A 16,445-nucleotide genomic window follows, 5' to 3' on the forward strand; every position below is an offset into this window, starting at 1 on the left:
ATTGCTCCGGATCGGCGTCCACGCTATGCCTGGCGTCGCGTGTGGCACGGTCCGACGCGGGTGAACTCAGGGGTGAAGAGTCTCCGGCCACGCCAGGGTTGACGCATGCCGATATAGGTATATGTTTGAGCCATGGCACGAGCAGCGACCACGACCGACGCGTTCAATGCGGTGGCGGAGCCGCGCCGGCGCGAGATCCTCGACGCCCTGGCGGGCGGCGAGCTCGCGGTGGGCGACCTCGTCGAGCTGCTCGGGCTCGCTCAGCCGCAGGTGTCCAAGCATCTGCGGGTGCTGCGGGAGGTGGGGCTGGTGGACGTGCGCGACGACGGGCGCCGCCGTCTCTACCGGGTGAACGGTGCGCCGCTGCGGGCGGTGCATGCCTGGGTCTCTCGCTACGAGCGCCTCTGGAACGAGCGGTTCGACCTGGTCGACGACGTGCTGGACGAGCTCACGCAGGCGGAAGCGCAAGCAGGACCGGACGAAGGAGACTGACATGACCACGACGACCAAGGGCAGCGCCGTCCTGACGCTGCCGAGCGACACCGAGATCCTGGTGACCCGCGAGTTCAACGCCCCGCGGCACCTCGTGTGGCGCGTGCTCACCGAGCCCGCGCTCATCGAGCGGTGGTGGGCGGGGCGGCAGGGGACGGTGACCTCGGCGACCGTCGACCTGCGGGTGGGCGGCTCCTGGCGGTACGTCATGGCGACGAACGACGGCGACGAGGTCGCCTTCCACGGCGAGTACCGCGAGATCGAGGCACCGGAGCGGATGACGCACACGGAGGTCTTCGAGGGCATGCCTGACGGCGACTCCGACCCGAGCCTCAACCACTACACCCTCGCCGAGCACGACGGCCGCACGACGCTCACGGTGCGGACGGTGGTCTCGAGCAAGGAGGTCCGCGACATGATCATCGCCAGCGGCATGGAGGCCGGGATGCAGGAGGGGTACGACCTGGTCGAGGAGATCGCCGTCGAGCTCGCGGGGGAGCAGGCGACGGCGTGACGGGCGGGCGGCGCGCGGCTCGCGCCACGCGCCGCCCAGCGGATCTGGTCGGGCAGGTCAGGTTCGGTCCCGGCTGCCCGAGCGCAGCAGGAACGATGCCGCCGCGAGCAGCACCAGCATGAGCGTGCCGAAGACCAGCACCGCGGTGCCGGTCGACATGACCCGCAGCAGGATCGCGAGCAGGACCACCGGCAGGGACATGCCGGCGTAGGCCGAGAGGAACAGGCCGGCGAGGGCCTCGGCACGCGAACCGCCGGCGGTGACGGAGACCACCGTGCCGACCCCGGCCTTGAACAGGGTGCCCGCTCCCGCACCGGTGACGACGCCACCGACGACGAGCACGGGGAAGACGGAGGCGATCATCGCGCTGACGATGAGGACGAGCCCCGCCGTCAGGAACGTCACGCCGAGCACGTGCTGCGTCCGCACGCCACGCCGGCCGGTGACGATCTGGGCCACGGCGGCCGCGCCGAACACCGTGAAGGAGACGACCCCGGCCACGCCGTGCGACGTGACGTGCAGGTCGTGGGCCAGGAACGACGGCGCGAGCGACGTGAACAGCCCGAACATCGCGAAGCTGACGAAGGCTGCGACGAGGGCGCCCACGTACGGACCGCGTGCGGCGGCCGGCACCGCGACGCGCTGCGGCCGGTAGCGCCAGGGCTCGTCGACGGTGTCGACGGTCTCGGGCACGAACGCCACGAGGAGCAGGCCCAGCACGAGGAGGAACAGGAACACCACGTAGGGCGTGTGCAGCGGTGCGGGCGCGACGTCGGCCAGGACGCCCGCCACGAGGGGGCCCGCGCCGATGCCGCCGAGGTTCGCCGCCGTCGAGATGGTCTCGGCGTGCCTGCTGGCCGGCTTGCCCGCCGCCGTGCGCCCGGCCGCGTGCAGCTCGGTGAGGTGGGCGGTGGCGGTCGCGGTGAGCAGCCCGATGCCGAGCCCGGACACCACGCGTGCGACGAGCAGCGCGCCGAGCTCGGTGGAGCTGATGAAGACGAGGCCCGCGAGCACGTTGAGCAGCACGGCGGGCAGGATGAGGCGCAGGCGGCCGAAGCGGTCCGACAGGTGTCCGGCGAGGAACAGGGCTGCGGCGACGCCGACCGTGTACGCGGCGAACACGAGGGTGACGGCGAGGGAGCCGAACCCCTCGCGCTCCTGGTAGAGGACGTACAGGGGCGCAGGCGCGCCCGCGAAGGCCATCGTGACGGCGAAGAGCGCGGCGACGATCCAGAAGCCGCGGGCGTGGCGCCGAGGCCGGCGCAGCGCGGAGGTCCCGGTCTGTGGCTGGTCCGGCGCACCGGACGGCCGAAGGGTGGTGGAGAGTGTCACGTTTTCGATGATGCGTCGACCGTGCAATCAAGTCCAACGAATCGTGGCGAACGGTGCTATCGCGACCAGCGATGGATGAGCGATACTGGGACCATGCAGCCGCACCAGCTCCAGTACTTCGTCGCGATCGCCGAGACGGGTAGCTTCACCTCCGGGGCGCAGCGCGCGCGGGTGGTCCAGTCCGCGGCGTCGGCCGCCGTCAAGCAGCTCGAGCGCGAGCTCGGTTGCGCGCTGTTCGTCCGCGGACGGCGCATCGCGCTCACCCCGGAGGGCGAGGCCCTGCTGCCCCGGGCGCGGGACGTCCTCGCCGCCCTCGACGCCGCCCGGGCTGCCGTCGCCGCGACGCGCGGGCAGATCGTCGGCACGGTGAGCCTCGGCATGATGAACCACCTGGCCCGCTTCGACGTCGCGGCCCTGCTCGCGGAGTTCCGGCGCGCGCACCCCGGCGTCGTCGTGCACGCGCGCCAGACGTCGACGGGGTCGCGGGGGAGCCTCGAGGCCGTGCGCCGCGGCGACCTCGACCTGGCGCTCGCCTCCACCGTGTCGGAGACCGAGCCCGGCCTCGTCCTGCGCACGCTGGACAGCGAGCCGATCCGGTTCGTGTGCCACCGCAGCCACCCGCTCGCCGGCGCGGGCACCGTGCGGCTGGAGCAGCTCACCGACGAGTCGTTCGTCGAGTCGCCCGTCGGGTGGGGCAACCGCGCCGTCGTCGACCAGGCCTTCGCCGCCGCCGGGCTGCGGCGCGACGTGCACACCGAGGCGACCGACTTCGTGCTCGGCCAGGCCCTGGTCCGCGAGGCGCTGGGCGTCATGTTCGTGCCGGCCTCCGCGGTCTCCCCGGACCCGGAGCTGGTCGCGCTCGACGTCGAGCCGGCGCTCACCTGGAGCGTCCGCCTCGCCCGGTCGGCCGGTCGGCCGCTCTCGGCCGCCGCCGCGGCGCTCGCCGACCTGCTCGCGCGAGCCGCCCCGCACGGCCGCGCGGAGGCGCGAAGCCGTTAGCGCGGGCAACTATGTAAGGTGCAGGTGTTCCCACGCGCCGCGCGGAGACCGCGCCGCGGCTCCGGCGTGCGCGGACGCCGTGCTCCGTCCCCGCCCCGGAGGTTCGCCCGCCCCATGAGGTTCCGCCCGCCCTTCGACAAGGACCGCACCCGGCTCACGCGCATGCCGCGCCCTGGCGCCGTGATCGCCGTGCTCGCGTTCGCCGGTCTCGGGGCGTCCTTCATGCAGACCATCCTGCTGCCCATCCAGTCGGAGCTGCCCGTGCTGCTCGACGCGTCGCGGGACGTCACGGCCTGGGTCGTCACGGTCACGCTCCTCGTCGCGGCGATCTGCACGCCCATCTCGGGCCGGCTCGGCGACATGTACGGCAAGAAGACGGTCGCGCTCGCCCTGCTGGGGCTGCTCGTGCTGGGCTCGGTGGTGGCGGCGCTGTCGCCGTCGGTGGTGCTCCTCATCGTCGGGCGCGGGCTGCAGGGCATGGGCATGGGCGTGGTGCCGCTCGGCATCTCGATCCTGCGCGACGTGCTGCACCGCGAGCGGCTCGGCTCGGGCATCGCGCTGGTCAGCGCGACGCTCGGCGTCGGGGGCGCGCTCGGCCTGCCGATCAGCGCGTACGTGACGGAGCGCTACGACTGGCACGTGGTGTTCTGGGTGGCCGCGGGGATCGGCCTGCTCGCGCTCGGTCTCGTCGCGTGGATCGTGCCCGTGAGCACGCTGCGCACGGGTGGGCGGCTCGACGTCGTCGGCGTGGCGGGTCTCGCCGTCGGGCTGACCGGCGTGCTGCTCGCGATCTCGCGCGGCAACGACTGGGGCTGGGGCTCGCCCCGCACGCTCGGGCTGCTCGCCGTCGGCCTCGTCGTGCTGCTGGTCTGGGGCTGGTACGAGCTGCGCGTCGCCGAGCCCTTGGTCGACCTGCGCGTGACGGCGCGCGGCACCGTGCTGTTCACCAATCTCGCCTCGATCGCGATGGGGTTCGCGCTGTTCGCCTCGAACGTCGTCTTCCCGCAGCTCCTCGAGCTGCCGACCCCCGCGGGCGGCCTGGGCCTGACCCTCATGCAGGCGAGCCTCGTGCTCATGCCGTCGGGGCTGGTCATGCTCGCGATGTCGCCCGTCGCCGGCCGGCTCGAGCACACGGTCGGTCCGCGCCCCCTGCTCGTGGCCGGGGCGGGCGTCATCGCGGTGTCCTACGTGATCGCCGTCGTGGTGGACCTGGACGTGTGGTCCGTGCTCGTGGTGAACGTCGTGGTCGGCGTCGGCATCGGTCTGGGCTTCGCGGCGATGCCCGCGCTCATCATGCGGTCGGTGCCGTCCCACGAGACGGGGGCGGCCAACGGCCTCAACACCCTCATGCGGTCCCTGGGCACGACGTCGGCCGCCGCCGTCATCGGCGGGGTGCTCGCGGCGGGCGGCGCCGAGTACCAGGGCGTGCCCGTGCCGTCCGGCGACGCGTTCCGCACCGCGCTGCTGCTGGGCCTGCTCGCGTCCGTCGTGTGCACGGTGCTCGCGCTGCTCATCCCGCGCGACCGGCCCACCGAGGGCGAGCACCGCTCGCTGCCCGACGGCGTCCTCTGACCCCCCCGGGCCGGTGTTCCCGGCCCGACCGCTGCCTCCGGCGAGACGACGGGCGAGGCGCGTGGCAGGCTGTGCGCCATGATGAGAACGACTCTCGTTCGCATGTCCACCCGTGGGGTGTGCTGACGTGGCGAACCTCCTGATGATCGAGAGCTGGCTCCAGTCGACCGGCCTCATGCTCCCGCCCCTGCTGCGGGACGGCGGGCACGCGTACGTGCTGCTCACCCGCGACCCCGGCCTCTACCGCCTGCCCGACGGCACCGACCATCCCGTGCTCGCGCTCGCCGCCGAGGTGGTCGTCGTCGAGACCAACGACGACGCAGCCCTGCTCGCCGCGGCGCACGAGGTCGCGGCGCGCCACGGCGTCGACGGCGTGCTGACGACCTGCGACTACTACCTGCCCGCCGTCGCGCTCGTCGCGGAGCGGCTCGGGCTGCCCGGCGCCCCCGCCGAGGTGCTGCGCACCGCGACGCGCAAGCACCGCGTGCGCGAGGCCGTGGCGGCCGCCGGAGTGCCCGACGTGCCGTACGCCGTCGCGTCCACCTGGGCGCAGGCGCGCAAGGAGGCGGCGTCGCTCGGCTACCCGCTGGTGGTCAAGCCGGTCGACCTCAACTCGGGCACCGGCGTACGGGCCGTGGCCGACGAGGCGGGTCTGGCGCGGGCGTTCGCCGAGGTCACGGAGCCGGAGCGGAACACGAGGGGTCAGCCGCTGGAGCGACTCGCCCTGCTGGAGCGCGTGCTGGACGGGCCCGAGTACAGCGTGGAGTGCGTGACTCGCGACGGGGTCACCCGGGTGCTGGGCGTCACCGCCAAGTCCGTGGCCGAGCCGCCGGCCGCGGGCGGCACGGGGTTCGTCGAGGCGGGCCACCTGTTCCCGGCGCCGCTCCGTCCCGCGGAGCGCGCGGCGATCGAGGGGCACGTCGTCGCGGTGCTCGAGGCTGTCGGTCTCACCCACGGCATCAGCCACACCGAGGTGCGGCTCACCACGGCCGGTCCGCGGCTGGTCGAGCTCAACCCCCGGCAGGGCGGCGGGTACGTGTTCGAGCTCGTGCGGCACGTCACGGGGTTCAACCCGCTGCAGGTGCTCGTCGACCTCGCGCTCGGGCGCGAGCCCGTGCCGGGGCCGGCGACGGCGACGAGCGCGGCCGTCGCGTTCCTGCTCGCTCCGGCGGCCGGCGTGGTGCGCGAGGTGCGGGGCGCCGAGGGTCTCGTCGATGATCCACGGGTGCTCGCGCACGACCTGCCGTCGCCGGGCCGCGCGGTGCGGCCGGGGGACAACAACGAGCGCACCGGGCACGTCCTGGTCGCCGACCGGACGGGTCACGCGGCCGGGACGTGGGCGGACGAGGTCATGGCCGGGATCGACGTCGTCGTCGAGCCGGGAGCCTGAGCCGTGCGCTGAGGACCGCCCGGAACGCGAGAACGCCCGCCCGGCGCCCCGAAGGGTGCCGGTCGGGCGTCCGTCAGCGTGCCGGTGCGGTCAGCGCTCCTCGCGGAAGTCGACGTGCCGGCGGGCGACCGGGTCGAACTTGCGCAGGACGATCCGGTCGGGGTCGTTGCGCCGGTTCTTGCGGGTCACGTAGGTGAAGCCGGTGCCGGCGGTCGAGCGGAGCTTGATCACGGGGCGCAGGTCGGTGCGTGCGGCCATCAGTCGTTACCACCCTTGCTGTCGGTGCTGGTGCGGGTCTTCGCGTAGCGCTGCCGGAACTTCTCGACGCGGCCTGCGGTGTCGACCACGCGGGCCGAGCCGGTCCAGAAGGGGTGGCTGGCGCTGCTGATCTGGACGTCGACCACCGGGTAGGTGTTGCCGTCGGACCACTCGATCGTCGCCGTCGAGCGGCCGGGGCCGGAGGCGGCGTCGCCGGCCAGCGTGGAGCGGGTCAGGAATGTGAACCCGGCGCTGGCGTCGCGGAACACGACCGGTCCGTAGGTGGGGTGGATGTCCTTCTTCATGGTGTGCTCCTCCCGCTCAGCCCTGACGCGCCTTCCAGCGCGGGTTGAGCCTGTTGATGACGAACGTCTTTCCGTGACGGCGCACGACCTTCGCGCCGGGCTTGTCCTTCAGGGATCGCAGGGATGCGCGAACCTTCATGGGCGGCTCCTCCTCATCGGTCGTGGCTGTCGGTCGTGGCTCACCAGCTGGACTTGGTGACGCCCGGCAGCTCGCCGCGCAGCGCCATCTCGCGCAGCCGGACGCGGGACAGGCCGAACTTCCTCGAGTAGGCGCGCGGCCTGCCGTCGACGGCGTCCCGGTTCCGCAGGCGGGTCGGGCTCGCGTCGCGGGGCTGGCGCCGCAGCTCGCGTGCCGCGGCGGCGCGAACCGCCTCCGGCCGGTCGAGGTCGCGCAGCGTGCGGCGCAGCTCGGCCCGGCGCTCGGCGTACCGGGCGACCAGCTCGCGGCGCCGTGCGTCCGCGGCGATCTTCGACGTCTTGGCCATCGCAGCTCCTCCAAGCACTTCCATGCGGCGTTGTGAGAACCGTTCTCACCACGCGCTACAGTGAACCAGAACTGAGAACGGTTATCAATAATTCCCGGGCGGCCAGGCGTACCCACGGCCCGCCCTCTCGTGAGGAGGCTGCATGTTCCCCACCGCATCCCCAACAGGGCGGATCCGCGGAATCATCCCGGTCACCGTCCTGGCGAGCACCGACCCCGTGCTGCGCGACGCCGCCCTCGCCGGGCTGCTCCTCGACGCACCCGGCGTCGTCGCCGTCCGTCACGACCTCCACCCCGACCACCTGCACCGCGTCGTGCAGGACGCCGGCGGTGTGGTCGAGGACGTGCTCATCCCGCTCGAGCACGCCTGCCTCTCGTGCGCCGTCCGCGAGGACGCCGTCCCCACCGTCGCCCGCCTCGCCCACGACCCCCGGTGGACCCACGTGGTCCTCGCCCTGCCCGTCAGCGCGGAACCCCTCCCCGCCGCCCGGGCGCTCGCGGCCGGGGCCGTGCCCGGCGGCGTCCTCGCGCACACCCGCGTCGCGACGACGGTCGCGCTCGTGGACCTCGACACCGCCGAGCACGACCTGCTCGGCGACGAGGTCCTCCTCGACCGCGGCCTCGGCCTCACCCCGCACGACCCGCGCTCCGTGGGAGAGGCACTCGCCACCCAGTTGGAGCAGTCCGACCTGGTCGTGACCTGCGGCGAGGGTTCAGGTTCGACCTCAGGGTTCTGGGACGGACGACCCTCAGGTTCGACCTCAGGTTCAGGGTTGGCGGCGGGAGCCGCGTCCCGGCGCGGCGCGACGGCGGGGGACCCGACGGCGTCGGGCCTGGTGGACCGGCTGCGCGGTGCCGGGACGCGGCGCGTCGACGGGCTGCACGCGCTGACGGCGGCCGACCTGGTGGTGGGGTGGCACTCCGCGGCGGTGGCGGAGCGACGCGCGCACCCGCTCGGGGCGTCGGTCGCGGCGCCGGACCCGGTGGCCGGCGACCGGAGCTGGACGCTCGCGCTGAGCTCGCCGCTGCCGTTCCACCCGCAGCGGCTGCTGGACGAGATCGAGGACCTCGGCACCGGCCGGCTGCGGTCGCGCGGGGTGTTCCACGTCGCCGACCGGCCCGGGCTGGCGTGCCTCTGGGACGGGGCGGGTGGGCAGCTCGCCGTCGCCGACCTCGGGCCGTGGGGCGAGGTGTGCGCGGGCACGGAGCCGCAGACGCGGATCGTGGTGGTCGGGAGGTGCGAGCCCGATGGGTCGGACGGCGGCCGTCGCCGCGTCCGGGAGGCGTTCGAGCGCGCGCTGTGCACGCCGGCCAAGGCGGCCGACGGCGTGGAGTGGCTGTGGGGCGCCGACTTCCTGGCGCCCTGGCTGGGGGCGCGGTGAGGGTGGGTTCGGGTCAGCGGGGGGAGAGATAGGCGGCCGTGTGCGGGCGGGTGCCCGCCGGGGTCGTCCAGGTGGCCGGGCCGTCCGTGACGCGGGTCCAACCGAGGCGCTCGTAGAGGCGGACGGCGGGGCCGCCGTCGTCGACGACGTCGAGGGCGAGCCGACGGCCGCGGCGGGTCGGGGCGTCCTCGACGCGTTCGAGCAGCGCGGAGGCGACGCCGGTGCCGCGCGCCGCGGGCGTGACGAACAAGCGGCTGATGCCGGCCAGTCCCGTCAGGGAGACCCCGGCGGCCTCGGCGAGCCGGTCGGCGTGCTCGACCAGCTTGCCGTCGACGAGCATCACGTGGCCGACGAGGACGCCGTCCGCCAGCGCCACCCAGGCGCCGAGGGCGCCCTCGGGGGTGAGCCAGGCGTGCGGGTCGTCGGGCCAGGTGAGGGGATAGCGGTCGTGCTCGTGGACCAGCCGGAGGGCCTCGACCGCGCGGTCCAGGTGGGCCGTGTGGCGCGGGGCGATCAGGAGGTCGGGCACGCGGACAACGTAGCGGATCGGTGCGGCAGGGGTCCGGTCAGCCGCAGGGGTCGCCGCCGGAGTAGCACGGATCGTCGTCGACGTACCGCTCCGTGGGCGGCGGTTCCCTGACGGTGTCCAGGTCGACCTGCGGCACGGAGAGCATCGTGACGGCGACCAGCGCGAACACCGCCACCAGGGCGTGCCAGACGTAGGCGAAGCCGCGTGCGTCCCGTCGCCGGGCGGAGTGGAACGTCCACACGACGCCGGCCACCATGAGGGCCGAGACGACGAGGTAGGTCGCAGTGTGCTCCGGCCGGGGGTCGGCAGAGGTCAGGAACCCGTAGGCGTTCCAGAGGTTGACGAGCAGCACCAGCGGGCCGATCAGCGCGGCGAACAGCGAGCCGAGCGCCTCACCCGCGACACCGGGGCGGTCCGCTGCCCGCTTGTCGTCCCGGTCCGTCGGCATGCGCACTCCTGTCGTCGGCAGTCGTGGCCCGGATCATACGCGCCGGGAATCCGTGCGGCGGAAGTTTTTCGTTGCCTCGGTTACAAATTTTCACCTAGCGTTCAGGCAGGGAATCTCTCCCCACGTCGGGGTGGCGAAGGGGTGCGCTGATGTCGAGGCCGTCGGACTGGTCGCCGGTGGGGTTGGATGCTGATCCGGCCCAGGAAGCGTCCGGACCGGGTCCTGGCGGACAAGGCCTACTCCAGCCCCGCCACCCGCCGGGCCCTGCGCAGCCGTGGCATCGCGTTCACCAGCCCGGAGAAGAAGGACCACGCCGCCCACCGGCTCCGTAAGGGCCATCGCGGCGGGCGCCCACCGGTGTTCGACGCGGAGGTCTACAAGGGTCGTAATGTCGTGGAACGGTGCTTCAACCGGCTCAAGCAGTTCCGTGCCTTGGCCACCCGTTACACCAAACGAGCCGCCTACTACCGCACCGAACTCACGCTCGCCGCGATCGTCCTCTGGCTCCGCGAATCACCGGACACGGCCTAGGCCCGGACCCGGCCCTCCAGGGCGAGCCCCGTGCCGAGACCGATCATCGCGATGCCGCCCGCGACGCCGAGGTGGTCCAGCCGCCGGGGCTTGCGCGAGAACCAGGTCCGGGCCTGAGCGGCGAGGAGCGTGACGACGGAGTCTTGGCACAGGGCCATCGCGGCGAAGATCAGCCCGAGGACCAGCAGCTGGGGCGTGGCCGGGGCGGCGTCGTTCATGAACTGCGGCAGGAAGGCCGCGAAGAACACGAGGGTCTTGGGGTTGGTCCCGCCGACCACGAAGCCCGCCCAGAGCGCACGCAGCACACCGCCCTGCCGGTCGGTGGCGGGGGCGTCGAGGGCGAGGCGGGCGTCGGCGCGGTGCCGGATCGCCTGGACGCCGAGCCAGACGACGTACGCGGCGCCCACCAGCTTGAGCACCGTGTAGGCGGCGGCCGACGCCTCGACGAGCGCACCCAGCCCGACCGCCACGCACGCCACCTGCACCAGCAGGCCGATCGCGTTGCCGGACACGGACAGCAGCGCGTCGCGGCGCCCGACCGTGAGGGCGCGCCCGATCGCGAACAGCACGCTCGGTCCGGGCAGCGCGATGAAGACGAACGACGCCGCGACGAACGCGACGAGCTGGGTGGTCGTGGGCATGGGCGGATCGTAGCGAGCGGAAACCTGTGCGGGACAGGGCTTATCGGGCGCTGCTCGGCCGAGGCGCGTCGGGTCGGGCCGCCCGACCCGACCACCCGGCCAGGACGACGACGGCCACGACGTCGAGCCCCACCACCACGCGCTCCACGAGCCCCAGCGACGCGCTGCTCAGCGCCCCCGGCTCGCCGCTCGCCAGCACGACGGCGAACGGCACGACGCACGCCGCGGTCAGCACCGCGACGACGCCGACCGCCGTCGCCGGCGCACGCCACCGCGCGTCCCGCCGGTGCTGCCACCACAGCAGCGCGCACAGCGCGGGCATCGCGGCGAAGTTCACGACGGTGCAGACCATGTGCACGGCGCCCGTGAGGGTGCCGTCGCTGCCCGCCGGGTCCTTGAGGAAGACGGTCAGGCCGAGCAGGCTCAGGCACCAGGCGGCCAGCAGGACGGCGGCCCCCGGCCGCGACCGGAGGATCCCGTGGCGCACCCAGTGGACCCCGAGGATCATGACGGCCACGTTCGCGACGAGCAGCGCCAGCGTGTACAGCGTGCCGACGTCGGAGCGCACCGGGTACTCGGACATGAGCTCGCGCACGGGGTCCACGCCCCCGGCGTCGGGCAACAGGTGCACGCCCGCGAGGGCGGCGAGGGCGGGGGCGGCGAGGTACAGCGCCTGCTTGGGGTATGGCTCGGTCTCCACGCCATCGAACGTACGAAAATGCAGGTCAGCGCCGACACGGGGGTGACCCCCGTCCCGGGTGGGGACATCCCCCGGACCGCGTCAGGCGACGTGCTTGCGGGCGACGGCCGCGGCGACCGCAGCGCGGTAGCCGTCGGGCATCGACAGGCGCGCGACGTCCTCGGGGCGTACGAGCGCGAGCTCCTTGTGCTCGTGGCTGAACGTGGGGTCCTCGTCGCCGTCGTAGGTGGCGAGGTAGGTGACGACGAAGACGTGGCGGTGCGGGAAGATCTCGTAGACCCAGGCGTGGACGGGCTCGCCGACGGCGGTGTGCCAGCCGAGCTCCTCGTGGATCTCGCGCTCGACGCACGACGCCGGGTCCTCACCGGGCTCGAGCTTGCCGCCAGGGAGCTCCCACTCGTCGCGCTCGTTGCGCAGCAGGGGAAGGCGGCCGCGCCACGCGACGACGGCCTTGACCGAGACGGGGAGCTGGTACTCGAACCAGCCCTCGTCGTGGCGGACGAGGTAGGGCTCGGCGGGGGAGCGGGTGATGAGCACGCAGCCTCCGAGTGGCGACGTTGATCGATGAAAAAGTCCGGTATGTTCTCCGCGTGGCAGAACGCTCGCGAGAGATCGTTGCCGCGCTGCTCGCAGCCGCGCTGATCTCGGTGGTCGGTGTGCTGCTGATGCGCGATCGTTTCTCACCCGCTGCGCTCGACGCAACCCTCGGCGCAACCCTTGTTCGAAAGGGACCGCTCCGGTTGCGGCGCAGGAACTATAGAGCGAAGTTTTCTCGTGTGGAAGACGGAGGCTCCGCCGAGTATTTCCGTACCCTGCCGCGCAAACGGATGGCGGCAGGTGTGCTCCTCCGCGACGCCACGGGCCGCGTGGTCCTCATCGAGCCGTCGTACAAGAAGACCTGGGAGATCCCAGGCGGCGTCGTCGAGATGGGTGAGCCACCCTGGACGGCGGCGGAGCGCGAGCTCGAGGAGGAGCTCGGGCTGGTTCGGCGAGGCATGCAGGCTCTCGTCATCGACCACGTCCCCTGTGCGGACGACGGCACGCCCGAGGGGCTCGTCTGGGTCTTCGACGGTGGCTTCCTCACCGACGAGGAGCGCGCCGGGCTGCACGGGACCGACCCCGAGGTGAAGTCCGTGCACCTCCTGGAGATCGGTGAGGTGTCGTCGCTCGCGAAGGACTCGTTGTCCCGGCGGATGCAGGCGGCTCTCCAGGCGGCGCTCGACCAACGGACCAACGTGTACTGCGAGGCAGGCGTGCCCCGTCGGCAGGAGGCGCACCAGGGTGTCGTAGCCATGCCCTAGGGTCGTCGGGTGACCTCGCGAGCAGCTACCCGCGCTGGTGGTGCCGACAACCAGGACCGGCACGTGGTCGGCCGGGGGTTCGCGATGGTGCTCGACGGCGCGACGTCGGTCGCGGGCGACCGCTCGCACGACCCGGGGTGGTACGCCGGGCGTCTGGCTGATGTGCTGGCGCGTGAGCTCCCTGGCGGACGCCCGATTCCCGACCTCGTCGCGGCGGCGATCGCGGAGGTCCGGGACACGGACGGTCTGAAGGCCGAGACGAGCCCGACCTGCACCGTGGCGATCGCGCGCTGGACGGATGACGTCGTCGAGGCCTACTCCTTGTGTGACAGCCTCGTGGTCGTGCTCGGCACGGACGGCAGCGAGGTGGTCCACACCGACGACGACCTCGGGGCGGCGGTCGGCGCACGTCGTGCCGCGTATCGTGCCCGGCTGGCCGCGGGACTCGGTTACGACGAGGGGCACAGGCAGCTGCTCGTCGAGCTCCAGGAGGTGCAGGCGCGCTGGCGCAACCGCCCAGGCGGTTACTGGGTCGCCGGGACGGAACCGGAGGCGGCCTACCACGCGGTGACGAGCACGGTGGCGCGCGTGGACGTCGCCGGTCTGGTGCTCGCCACGGACGGGGTGGACCTCGAACGGCACCCGATCGCGCGCACCTGGCGCGAGGTCTACGACGAGGCGCTGCGGAGCGGCCCGGAACAGGTTCTGCACGACCTGCATGCGGCAGAGGAGGCTGACCCGGACGGCCGGCGTTGGGCACGGTCGAAGCGGCACGACGACAAGACGCTCGTGGTGGTCCCGTTCACGTGACCGGTCGTCAGAGCGCGGCGAGGAATCCGTCGAGAAGGGCTGACCGGCGCCGGAGCTCGTAGGCCTCTCCGGCCTGCCCGGACCGCTCGAGCAGCCTGCTGTACTCCTCGAGCACCGAACGGTGCGCACGGACGAAGAAGACTGCACGCGAGCCGGCGTCGTAGCGCCGGCGGAACAGCTCGAGTGCTGAGGTGAGTGCGTCGCGAGCCCGGTCGTCCAGACCGCGCCGGGACAGGGCGATCCCCGCGCTCCCGAGACTCCACGCGAGGTTCTGCTCGCGGCGTTCCGGGTTCTCGCGGGCCAGCTCGCCGTAGATGGCGATCGCCCTGTCGAAGGCCTGGTCGGACTCGGTGTCGCGATGGAGGTCCGCGTAGACGATGCCGAGGTTGGTCCAGGAACGTGCCAGGCCGGAGACGAAACGGACCGGGTACCGGGCGGCCAGGCCGTTCCAGATGGTGTGCGCACGGGTCTGCAGCGGCAAGGAATCGTCCGGCCGCCCGAGCAGGCCGTGGGTCATCCCGAGGTCGCCGAGCGCGAGAGCGACGTCCTGCTCGTAGCGGGTCGGCGTCCGGGCGTTGAGGTCGAGCCAGTGGTCGAGCGCCTCGACGAACTCCGCGTGCGCCTGCTGGATGTCGCCGAGGTCGAGGTGACACCTTCCGATCGAGCTCAGGGAGCGGGCGAGCGCTGCGCGGTGCCGGTCGTGCTGTGCAGCTAGCAGCCGACGGGCCCGCAGGGCCTCGCGGTGTGTCGTGAGCGCATCGCGGGGCAGCCCCAGATCCCGGTAGGAGACGCCGAAGTTGTGCAGCGACTTGGCGAGGTCCGGGAGGAACCGCTCGGAGTCGACGTGCACGTTCTGCTGCCAGGTCGTCACGGCCTCACGCCTGACCGCGAGGGCCTCGTCGTTGCGGCCGAGGGTCGCGAACGAGTCGCCCAGGTTGTCCAGCGCACGGGCCAGGTGGGGCCAGTGGCGATCGTGGCGCCGCTTCGCGAGCTTGCGGTAGATCCGGGTCGCCTCTTCCCGGGCCTCCAACGACGCCTGGTAGTCGCCGACCGTGAACGCCCAGTTGCCCAGGACGTGGCGTGCGTGCGCGATCCGGGCCGGGCTGGCGGACAGCGTCCCGTTCTCGACAGTGCGCACGAGGAGCTCCGCGACGGCGTGGCCCACCTCGTGGAGCGCGTTCGGCGGGTCCGGCCAGGGGACCTGCTCGTGCACCGTGCTCACCAGGGCCCAGCGGGTGTCGAGCCCGTGAACCAGGTCGAGCGCGAGCCGTGCGACGTCCTCTGCCTCGCGCGGGTCCAGGCGAGCGTCGTCGTTCCGCACCGGTCGACGGCCCGTGTCCCGGTCCCGCGTCCGCGACGGGTCCGAGGCCGCGCGCGTGAGCACGATCATCGCCCGCTCCGCCTGCTGCCTGGTCAGGTCCGTGAGGAGGACGGCCCGGCGCTCCTGGCTGGTCAGGGCACGGGTGGCGTCGCCGACGTCCGCCGCCATGAGCACGGAGACGACAAGGTGCTCGGCGAGGCGGTCGGGGTGCAGGCTCCCGATCCAGCCGGGATCTCCGACGAGCACGGTCCTGTCGTCGCTGTCGGTGAGTCCCGAGGTTGGCGGGTACTGCTCACGCAGCCACCGTGCCGCCCCTCGGGGGTCCAGCTCGCTGCCGGGTGGGCACAGGGGCGCGACGCGACGCACGAGAGCCTCGGCCTCGACCTGGTCCTCCGCGCCGAGAAGACATGCCGCGGCGACGAGGATGCGCAGCGTCTGGCTGTCATCCGGGAGCCCGGCCTCCTGCGCCGACCGCGTCCAGCTCCGGGCCTCGTGGCGGACGAGCTCGTCGAACACGACGTGCATCGACGTGTCCGCGCGCTCGCCGGGCCCGGACGGCTCGGAGCGCAGCACCTCGACGAGTGCGATGGACAGGAGGTCGAGCATCCGCGCGCTCGGCACGACGTCGGGCAGCGTCACCTGGACAGCGCTCCTGCCCAGGTGACGCGCGAAGTCTTGCGCAGCGAGGTCGACGATGCGTTGCTGCTCTGCGAGGGGACCTGGGCCTGCACCGTGGGGGACGACACGAGTGGCCAGCTCGATGGGGTCGTAGCGGCCGACCACCGCTCCGACGTCAGGCTGCTGGCACAGGTCCGACCACCATCGGCCCTCGCGCCGGGCCAGGAGCAGGACGCGAACGGCACCCGGGTCGGCGAGAGCCTGGTCGAGCAGCCGGGTGACGCCCTCGGTGCGGTTCTCTGCGTAGTCGACGACGAACAGCACGGGAGCACGGCCGTGACCGCGCCGCAGCACCTGCATCGCCTCCGCCTCGACCCCGGTCCGCAGGTTGCGACACTCCCAGCCGTGGGTCCGGCGCATGACGGTCTGGAGCTCGTGCGCCAGCCGTGTCTTGCCGACACCGCCGGGCCCGGTGACGAGCTGGACCCGTAGAGAGCGCTTGCCCGGTCCGTTGCTGTCCAGGCACCAGTCGATTAGTCGTTGCAGGACGTCCTCGCGGCCGAAGAACCGAACGATCTGGTCCTCGCCCTCACGAACGGGAGAGAGCAGGCGCCCGGGTGCGTCGTTGTCGTCGGGCGGGCGGATACCCAGGTCGCGCGAAGCCCGGCGGTCGTCCGCCTCGCGGCCCGCCGCCTCGTTGTGCCGGTCGCGCAGCGTGAAGTACCGCTCGAGCAGGGTGGCTCCCAGGAAGGTGCTGGCCGCGGCACCCACCACGAGCGGTTGACTGAGCCAGCTCGGGAGGGTATCGGGAAGGACTG

General features: G+C 73.0%; 20 protein-coding genes. 9 read left to right on the plus strand and 11 right to left on the minus strand.

Going from position 1 to position 16,445, the window contains the following annotated elements; genetic code table 11:
• Window positions 1-132 precede the first annotated feature (132 nt).
• Complete coding sequence (locus HLB15_RS07135) at window positions 133-492, plus strand: ArsR/SmtB family transcription factor (protein WP_171104612.1); 360 nt, start codon at window positions 133-135, stop codon at window positions 490-492.
• Window position 493: 1 nt separating this feature from the next.
• Window positions 494-1,006, plus strand: coding sequence for an SRPBCC family protein (locus HLB15_RS07140; protein WP_171104613.1), 513 nt, complete (start codon window positions 494-496; stop codon window positions 1,004-1,006).
• A gap of 57 nt (window positions 1,007-1,063) precedes the next feature.
• Here the strand turns inward: HLB15_RS07140 and HLB15_RS07145 are convergent, their stop codons facing one another.
• Complete coding sequence (locus HLB15_RS07145) at window positions 1,064-2,338, minus strand: MFS transporter (protein WP_212759593.1); 1,275 nt, start codon at window positions 2,336-2,338, stop codon at window positions 1,064-1,066.
• 75 nt (window positions 2,339-2,413) lie between these two features.
• Here HLB15_RS07145 and HLB15_RS07150 point away from each other — a divergent pair, with 75 nt between their 5' ends.
• From HLB15_RS07150 to HLB15_RS07160, 3 genes are all read left to right on the plus strand, one after another.
• Window positions 2,414-3,337: a LysR family transcriptional regulator gene (locus tag HLB15_RS07150; RefSeq protein WP_212759594.1), complete on the plus strand. Its 924-nt coding sequence runs from the start codon at window positions 2,414-2,416 to the stop codon at window positions 3,335-3,337.
• A gap of 162 nt (window positions 3,338-3,499) precedes the next feature.
• Complete coding sequence (locus HLB15_RS07155; protein WP_171104638.1) at window positions 3,500-4,909, plus strand: MFS transporter; 1,410 nt, start codon at window positions 3,500-3,502, stop codon at window positions 4,907-4,909.
• 127 nt (window positions 4,910-5,036) lie between these two features.
• A complete protein-coding gene (locus tag HLB15_RS07160; RefSeq protein ID WP_171104614.1) occupies window positions 5,037-6,299 on the plus strand; it encodes an ATP-grasp domain-containing protein in 1,263 nt (420 codons plus the stop codon).
• A gap of 90 nt (window positions 6,300-6,389) precedes the next feature.
• On the opposite strand, the gene rpmG is transcribed toward HLB15_RS07160, so the two are convergent.
• From rpmG to rpsN, 4 genes are read right to left on the minus strand one after another with little or no spacing between them, the layout of a single operon-like run.
• On the minus strand, window positions 6,390-6,557 hold the full coding sequence (rpmG, locus tag HLB15_RS07165) for a 50S ribosomal protein L33 (protein WP_171104615.1): 168 nt from the start codon (window positions 6,555-6,557) through the stop codon (window positions 6,390-6,392).
• Window positions 6,557-6,862 (minus strand): type B 50S ribosomal protein L31, encoded by a 306-nt coding sequence (locus HLB15_RS07170; RefSeq protein WP_171104616.1) that lies wholly within the window; start codon window positions 6,860-6,862, stop codon window positions 6,557-6,559. Before HLB15_RS07170 ends, rpmG begins: the two co-directional genes overlap by 1 nt.
• A gap of 16 nt (window positions 6,863-6,878) precedes the next feature.
• Window positions 6,879-7,001, minus strand: a complete 123-nt coding sequence (gene ykgO, locus HLB15_RS07175; RefSeq protein ID WP_171104617.1) for a type B 50S ribosomal protein L36 — start codon at window positions 6,999-7,001, stop codon at window positions 6,879-6,881.
• A gap of 40 nt (window positions 7,002-7,041) precedes the next feature.
• A complete protein-coding gene (rpsN, locus tag HLB15_RS07180; RefSeq protein ID WP_171104618.1) occupies window positions 7,042-7,347 on the minus strand; it encodes a 30S ribosomal protein S14 in 306 nt (101 codons plus the stop codon).
• Window positions 7,348-7,489: 142 nt separating this feature from the next.
• On the opposite strand from rpsN, the gene HLB15_RS24505 reads away from it, so the two are divergent.
• Window positions 7,490-8,728, plus strand: coding sequence for a GTP-binding protein (locus HLB15_RS24505; RefSeq protein WP_171104619.1), 1,239 nt, complete (start codon window positions 7,490-7,492; stop codon window positions 8,726-8,728).
• A gap of 13 nt (window positions 8,729-8,741) precedes the next feature.
• Here the strand turns inward: HLB15_RS24505 and HLB15_RS07190 are convergent, their stop codons facing one another.
• Window positions 8,742-9,257, minus strand: a complete 516-nt coding sequence (locus tag HLB15_RS07190; RefSeq protein ID WP_212759595.1) for a GNAT family N-acetyltransferase — start codon at window positions 9,255-9,257, stop codon at window positions 8,742-8,744.
• 37 nt (window positions 9,258-9,294) lie between these two features.
• Window positions 9,295-9,705, minus strand: coding sequence for a DUF6234 family protein (locus HLB15_RS07195; protein ID WP_171104620.1), 411 nt, complete (start codon window positions 9,703-9,705; stop codon window positions 9,295-9,297).
• Window positions 9,706-9,891: 186 nt separating this feature from the next.
• On the opposite strand from HLB15_RS07195, the gene HLB15_RS07200 reads away from it, so the two are divergent.
• Window positions 9,892-10,236: a transposase gene (locus HLB15_RS07200; protein WP_171104621.1), complete on the plus strand. Its 345-nt coding sequence runs from the start codon at window positions 9,892-9,894 to the stop codon at window positions 10,234-10,236.
• Here HLB15_RS07200 and HLB15_RS07205 read toward each other — a convergent pair.
• The 3 genes from HLB15_RS07205 to HLB15_RS24510 all read right to left on the minus strand — a co-directional run bounded on the left by HLB15_RS07205 (window position 10,233) and on the right by HLB15_RS24510 (window position 12,114).
• Entirely contained in the window at window positions 10,233-10,877 is a 645-nt protein-coding gene (locus tag HLB15_RS07205; RefSeq protein WP_171104622.1) for a LysE family translocator, read from the minus strand. The two genes, HLB15_RS07200 and HLB15_RS07205, sit on opposite strands and share 4 nt — an antisense overlap.
• 40 nt (window positions 10,878-10,917) lie before the next feature.
• Window positions 10,918-11,577 carry a DUF998 domain-containing protein gene (locus HLB15_RS07210; protein ID WP_171104623.1) on the minus strand — a complete coding sequence of 220 codons (660 nt, stop codon included), beginning with the start codon at window positions 11,575-11,577 and terminating at the stop codon, window positions 10,918-10,920.
• Between the two features lie 81 nt (window positions 11,578-11,658).
• Window positions 11,659-12,114, minus strand: a complete 456-nt coding sequence (locus tag HLB15_RS24510; RefSeq protein ID WP_189087115.1) for an NUDIX hydrolase — start codon at window positions 12,112-12,114, stop codon at window positions 11,659-11,661.
• Between the two features lie 53 nt (window positions 12,115-12,167).
• Here HLB15_RS24510 and HLB15_RS07220 point away from each other — a divergent pair, with 53 nt between their 5' ends.
• Window positions 12,168-12,878 (plus strand): NUDIX domain-containing protein, encoded by a 711-nt coding sequence (locus tag HLB15_RS07220; protein ID WP_212759596.1) that lies wholly within the window; start codon window positions 12,168-12,170, stop codon window positions 12,876-12,878.
• A gap of 9 nt (window positions 12,879-12,887) precedes the next feature.
• On the plus strand, window positions 12,888-13,688 hold the full coding sequence (locus HLB15_RS07225) for a PP2C family serine/threonine-protein phosphatase (protein ID WP_171104624.1): 801 nt from the start codon (window positions 12,888-12,890) through the stop codon (window positions 13,686-13,688).
• A 7-nt stretch (window positions 13,689-13,695) separates the two neighbouring features.
• Here HLB15_RS07225 and HLB15_RS07230 read toward each other — a convergent pair whose 3' ends face one another.
• Window positions 13,696-16,401, minus strand: a complete 2,706-nt coding sequence (locus tag HLB15_RS07230) for a tetratricopeptide repeat protein (protein WP_212759597.1) — start codon at window positions 16,399-16,401, stop codon at window positions 13,696-13,698.
• Between the last annotated feature and the right edge of the window lie 44 nt (window positions 16,402-16,445).

The sequence above is a fragment of the Promicromonospora citrea genome (genome assembly GCF_013004695.1).
In the GTDB taxonomy this organism is placed as follows: domain Bacteria; phylum Actinomycetota; class Actinomycetes; order Actinomycetales; family Cellulomonadaceae; genus Promicromonospora; species Promicromonospora citrea.

Bases quoted from the DNA above. Each gene is read 5' to 3' on its own strand.
- HLB15_RS07135 (WP_171104612.1), top strand. From the start codon at position 133: ATGGCACGAGCAGCGACCACGACCGACGCGTTCAATGCGGTGGCGGAG.
- HLB15_RS07140 (WP_171104613.1), top strand. From the start codon at position 494: ATGACCACGACGACCAAGGGCAGCGCCGTCCTGACGCTGCCGAGCGAC.
- HLB15_RS07150 (WP_212759594.1), top strand. From the start codon at position 2,414: ATGAGCGATACTGGGACCATGCAGCCGCACCAGCTCCAGTACTTCGTC.
- HLB15_RS07155 (WP_171104638.1), top strand. From the start codon at position 3,500: ATGCCGCGCCCTGGCGCCGTGATCGCCGTGCTCGCGTTCGCCGGTCTC.
- rpmG (WP_171104615.1), bottom strand. From the start codon at position 6,557: ATGGCCGCACGCACCGACCTGCGCCCCGTGATCAAGCTCCGCTCGACC.
- HLB15_RS07170 (WP_171104616.1), bottom strand. From the start codon at position 6,862: ATGAAGAAGGACATCCACCCCACCTACGGACCGGTCGTGTTCCGCGAC.
- ykgO (WP_171104617.1), bottom strand. From the start codon at position 7,001: ATGAAGGTTCGCGCATCCCTGCGATCCCTGAAGGACAAGCCCGGCGCG.
- rpsN (WP_171104618.1), bottom strand. From the start codon at position 7,347: ATGGCCAAGACGTCGAAGATCGCCGCGGACGCACGGCGCCGCGAGCTG.
- HLB15_RS24505 (WP_171104619.1), top strand. From the start codon at position 7,490: ATGTTCCCCACCGCATCCCCAACAGGGCGGATCCGCGGAATCATCCCG.
- HLB15_RS07195 (WP_171104620.1), bottom strand. From the start codon at position 9,705: ATGCCGACGGACCGGGACGACAAGCGGGCAGCGGACCGCCCCGGTGTC.
- HLB15_RS07200 (WP_171104621.1), top strand. From the start codon at position 9,892: ATGCTGATCCGGCCCAGGAAGCGTCCGGACCGGGTCCTGGCGGACAAG.
- HLB15_RS07205 (WP_171104622.1), bottom strand. From the start codon at position 10,877: ATGCCCACGACCACCCAGCTCGTCGCGTTCGTCGCGGCGTCGTTCGTC.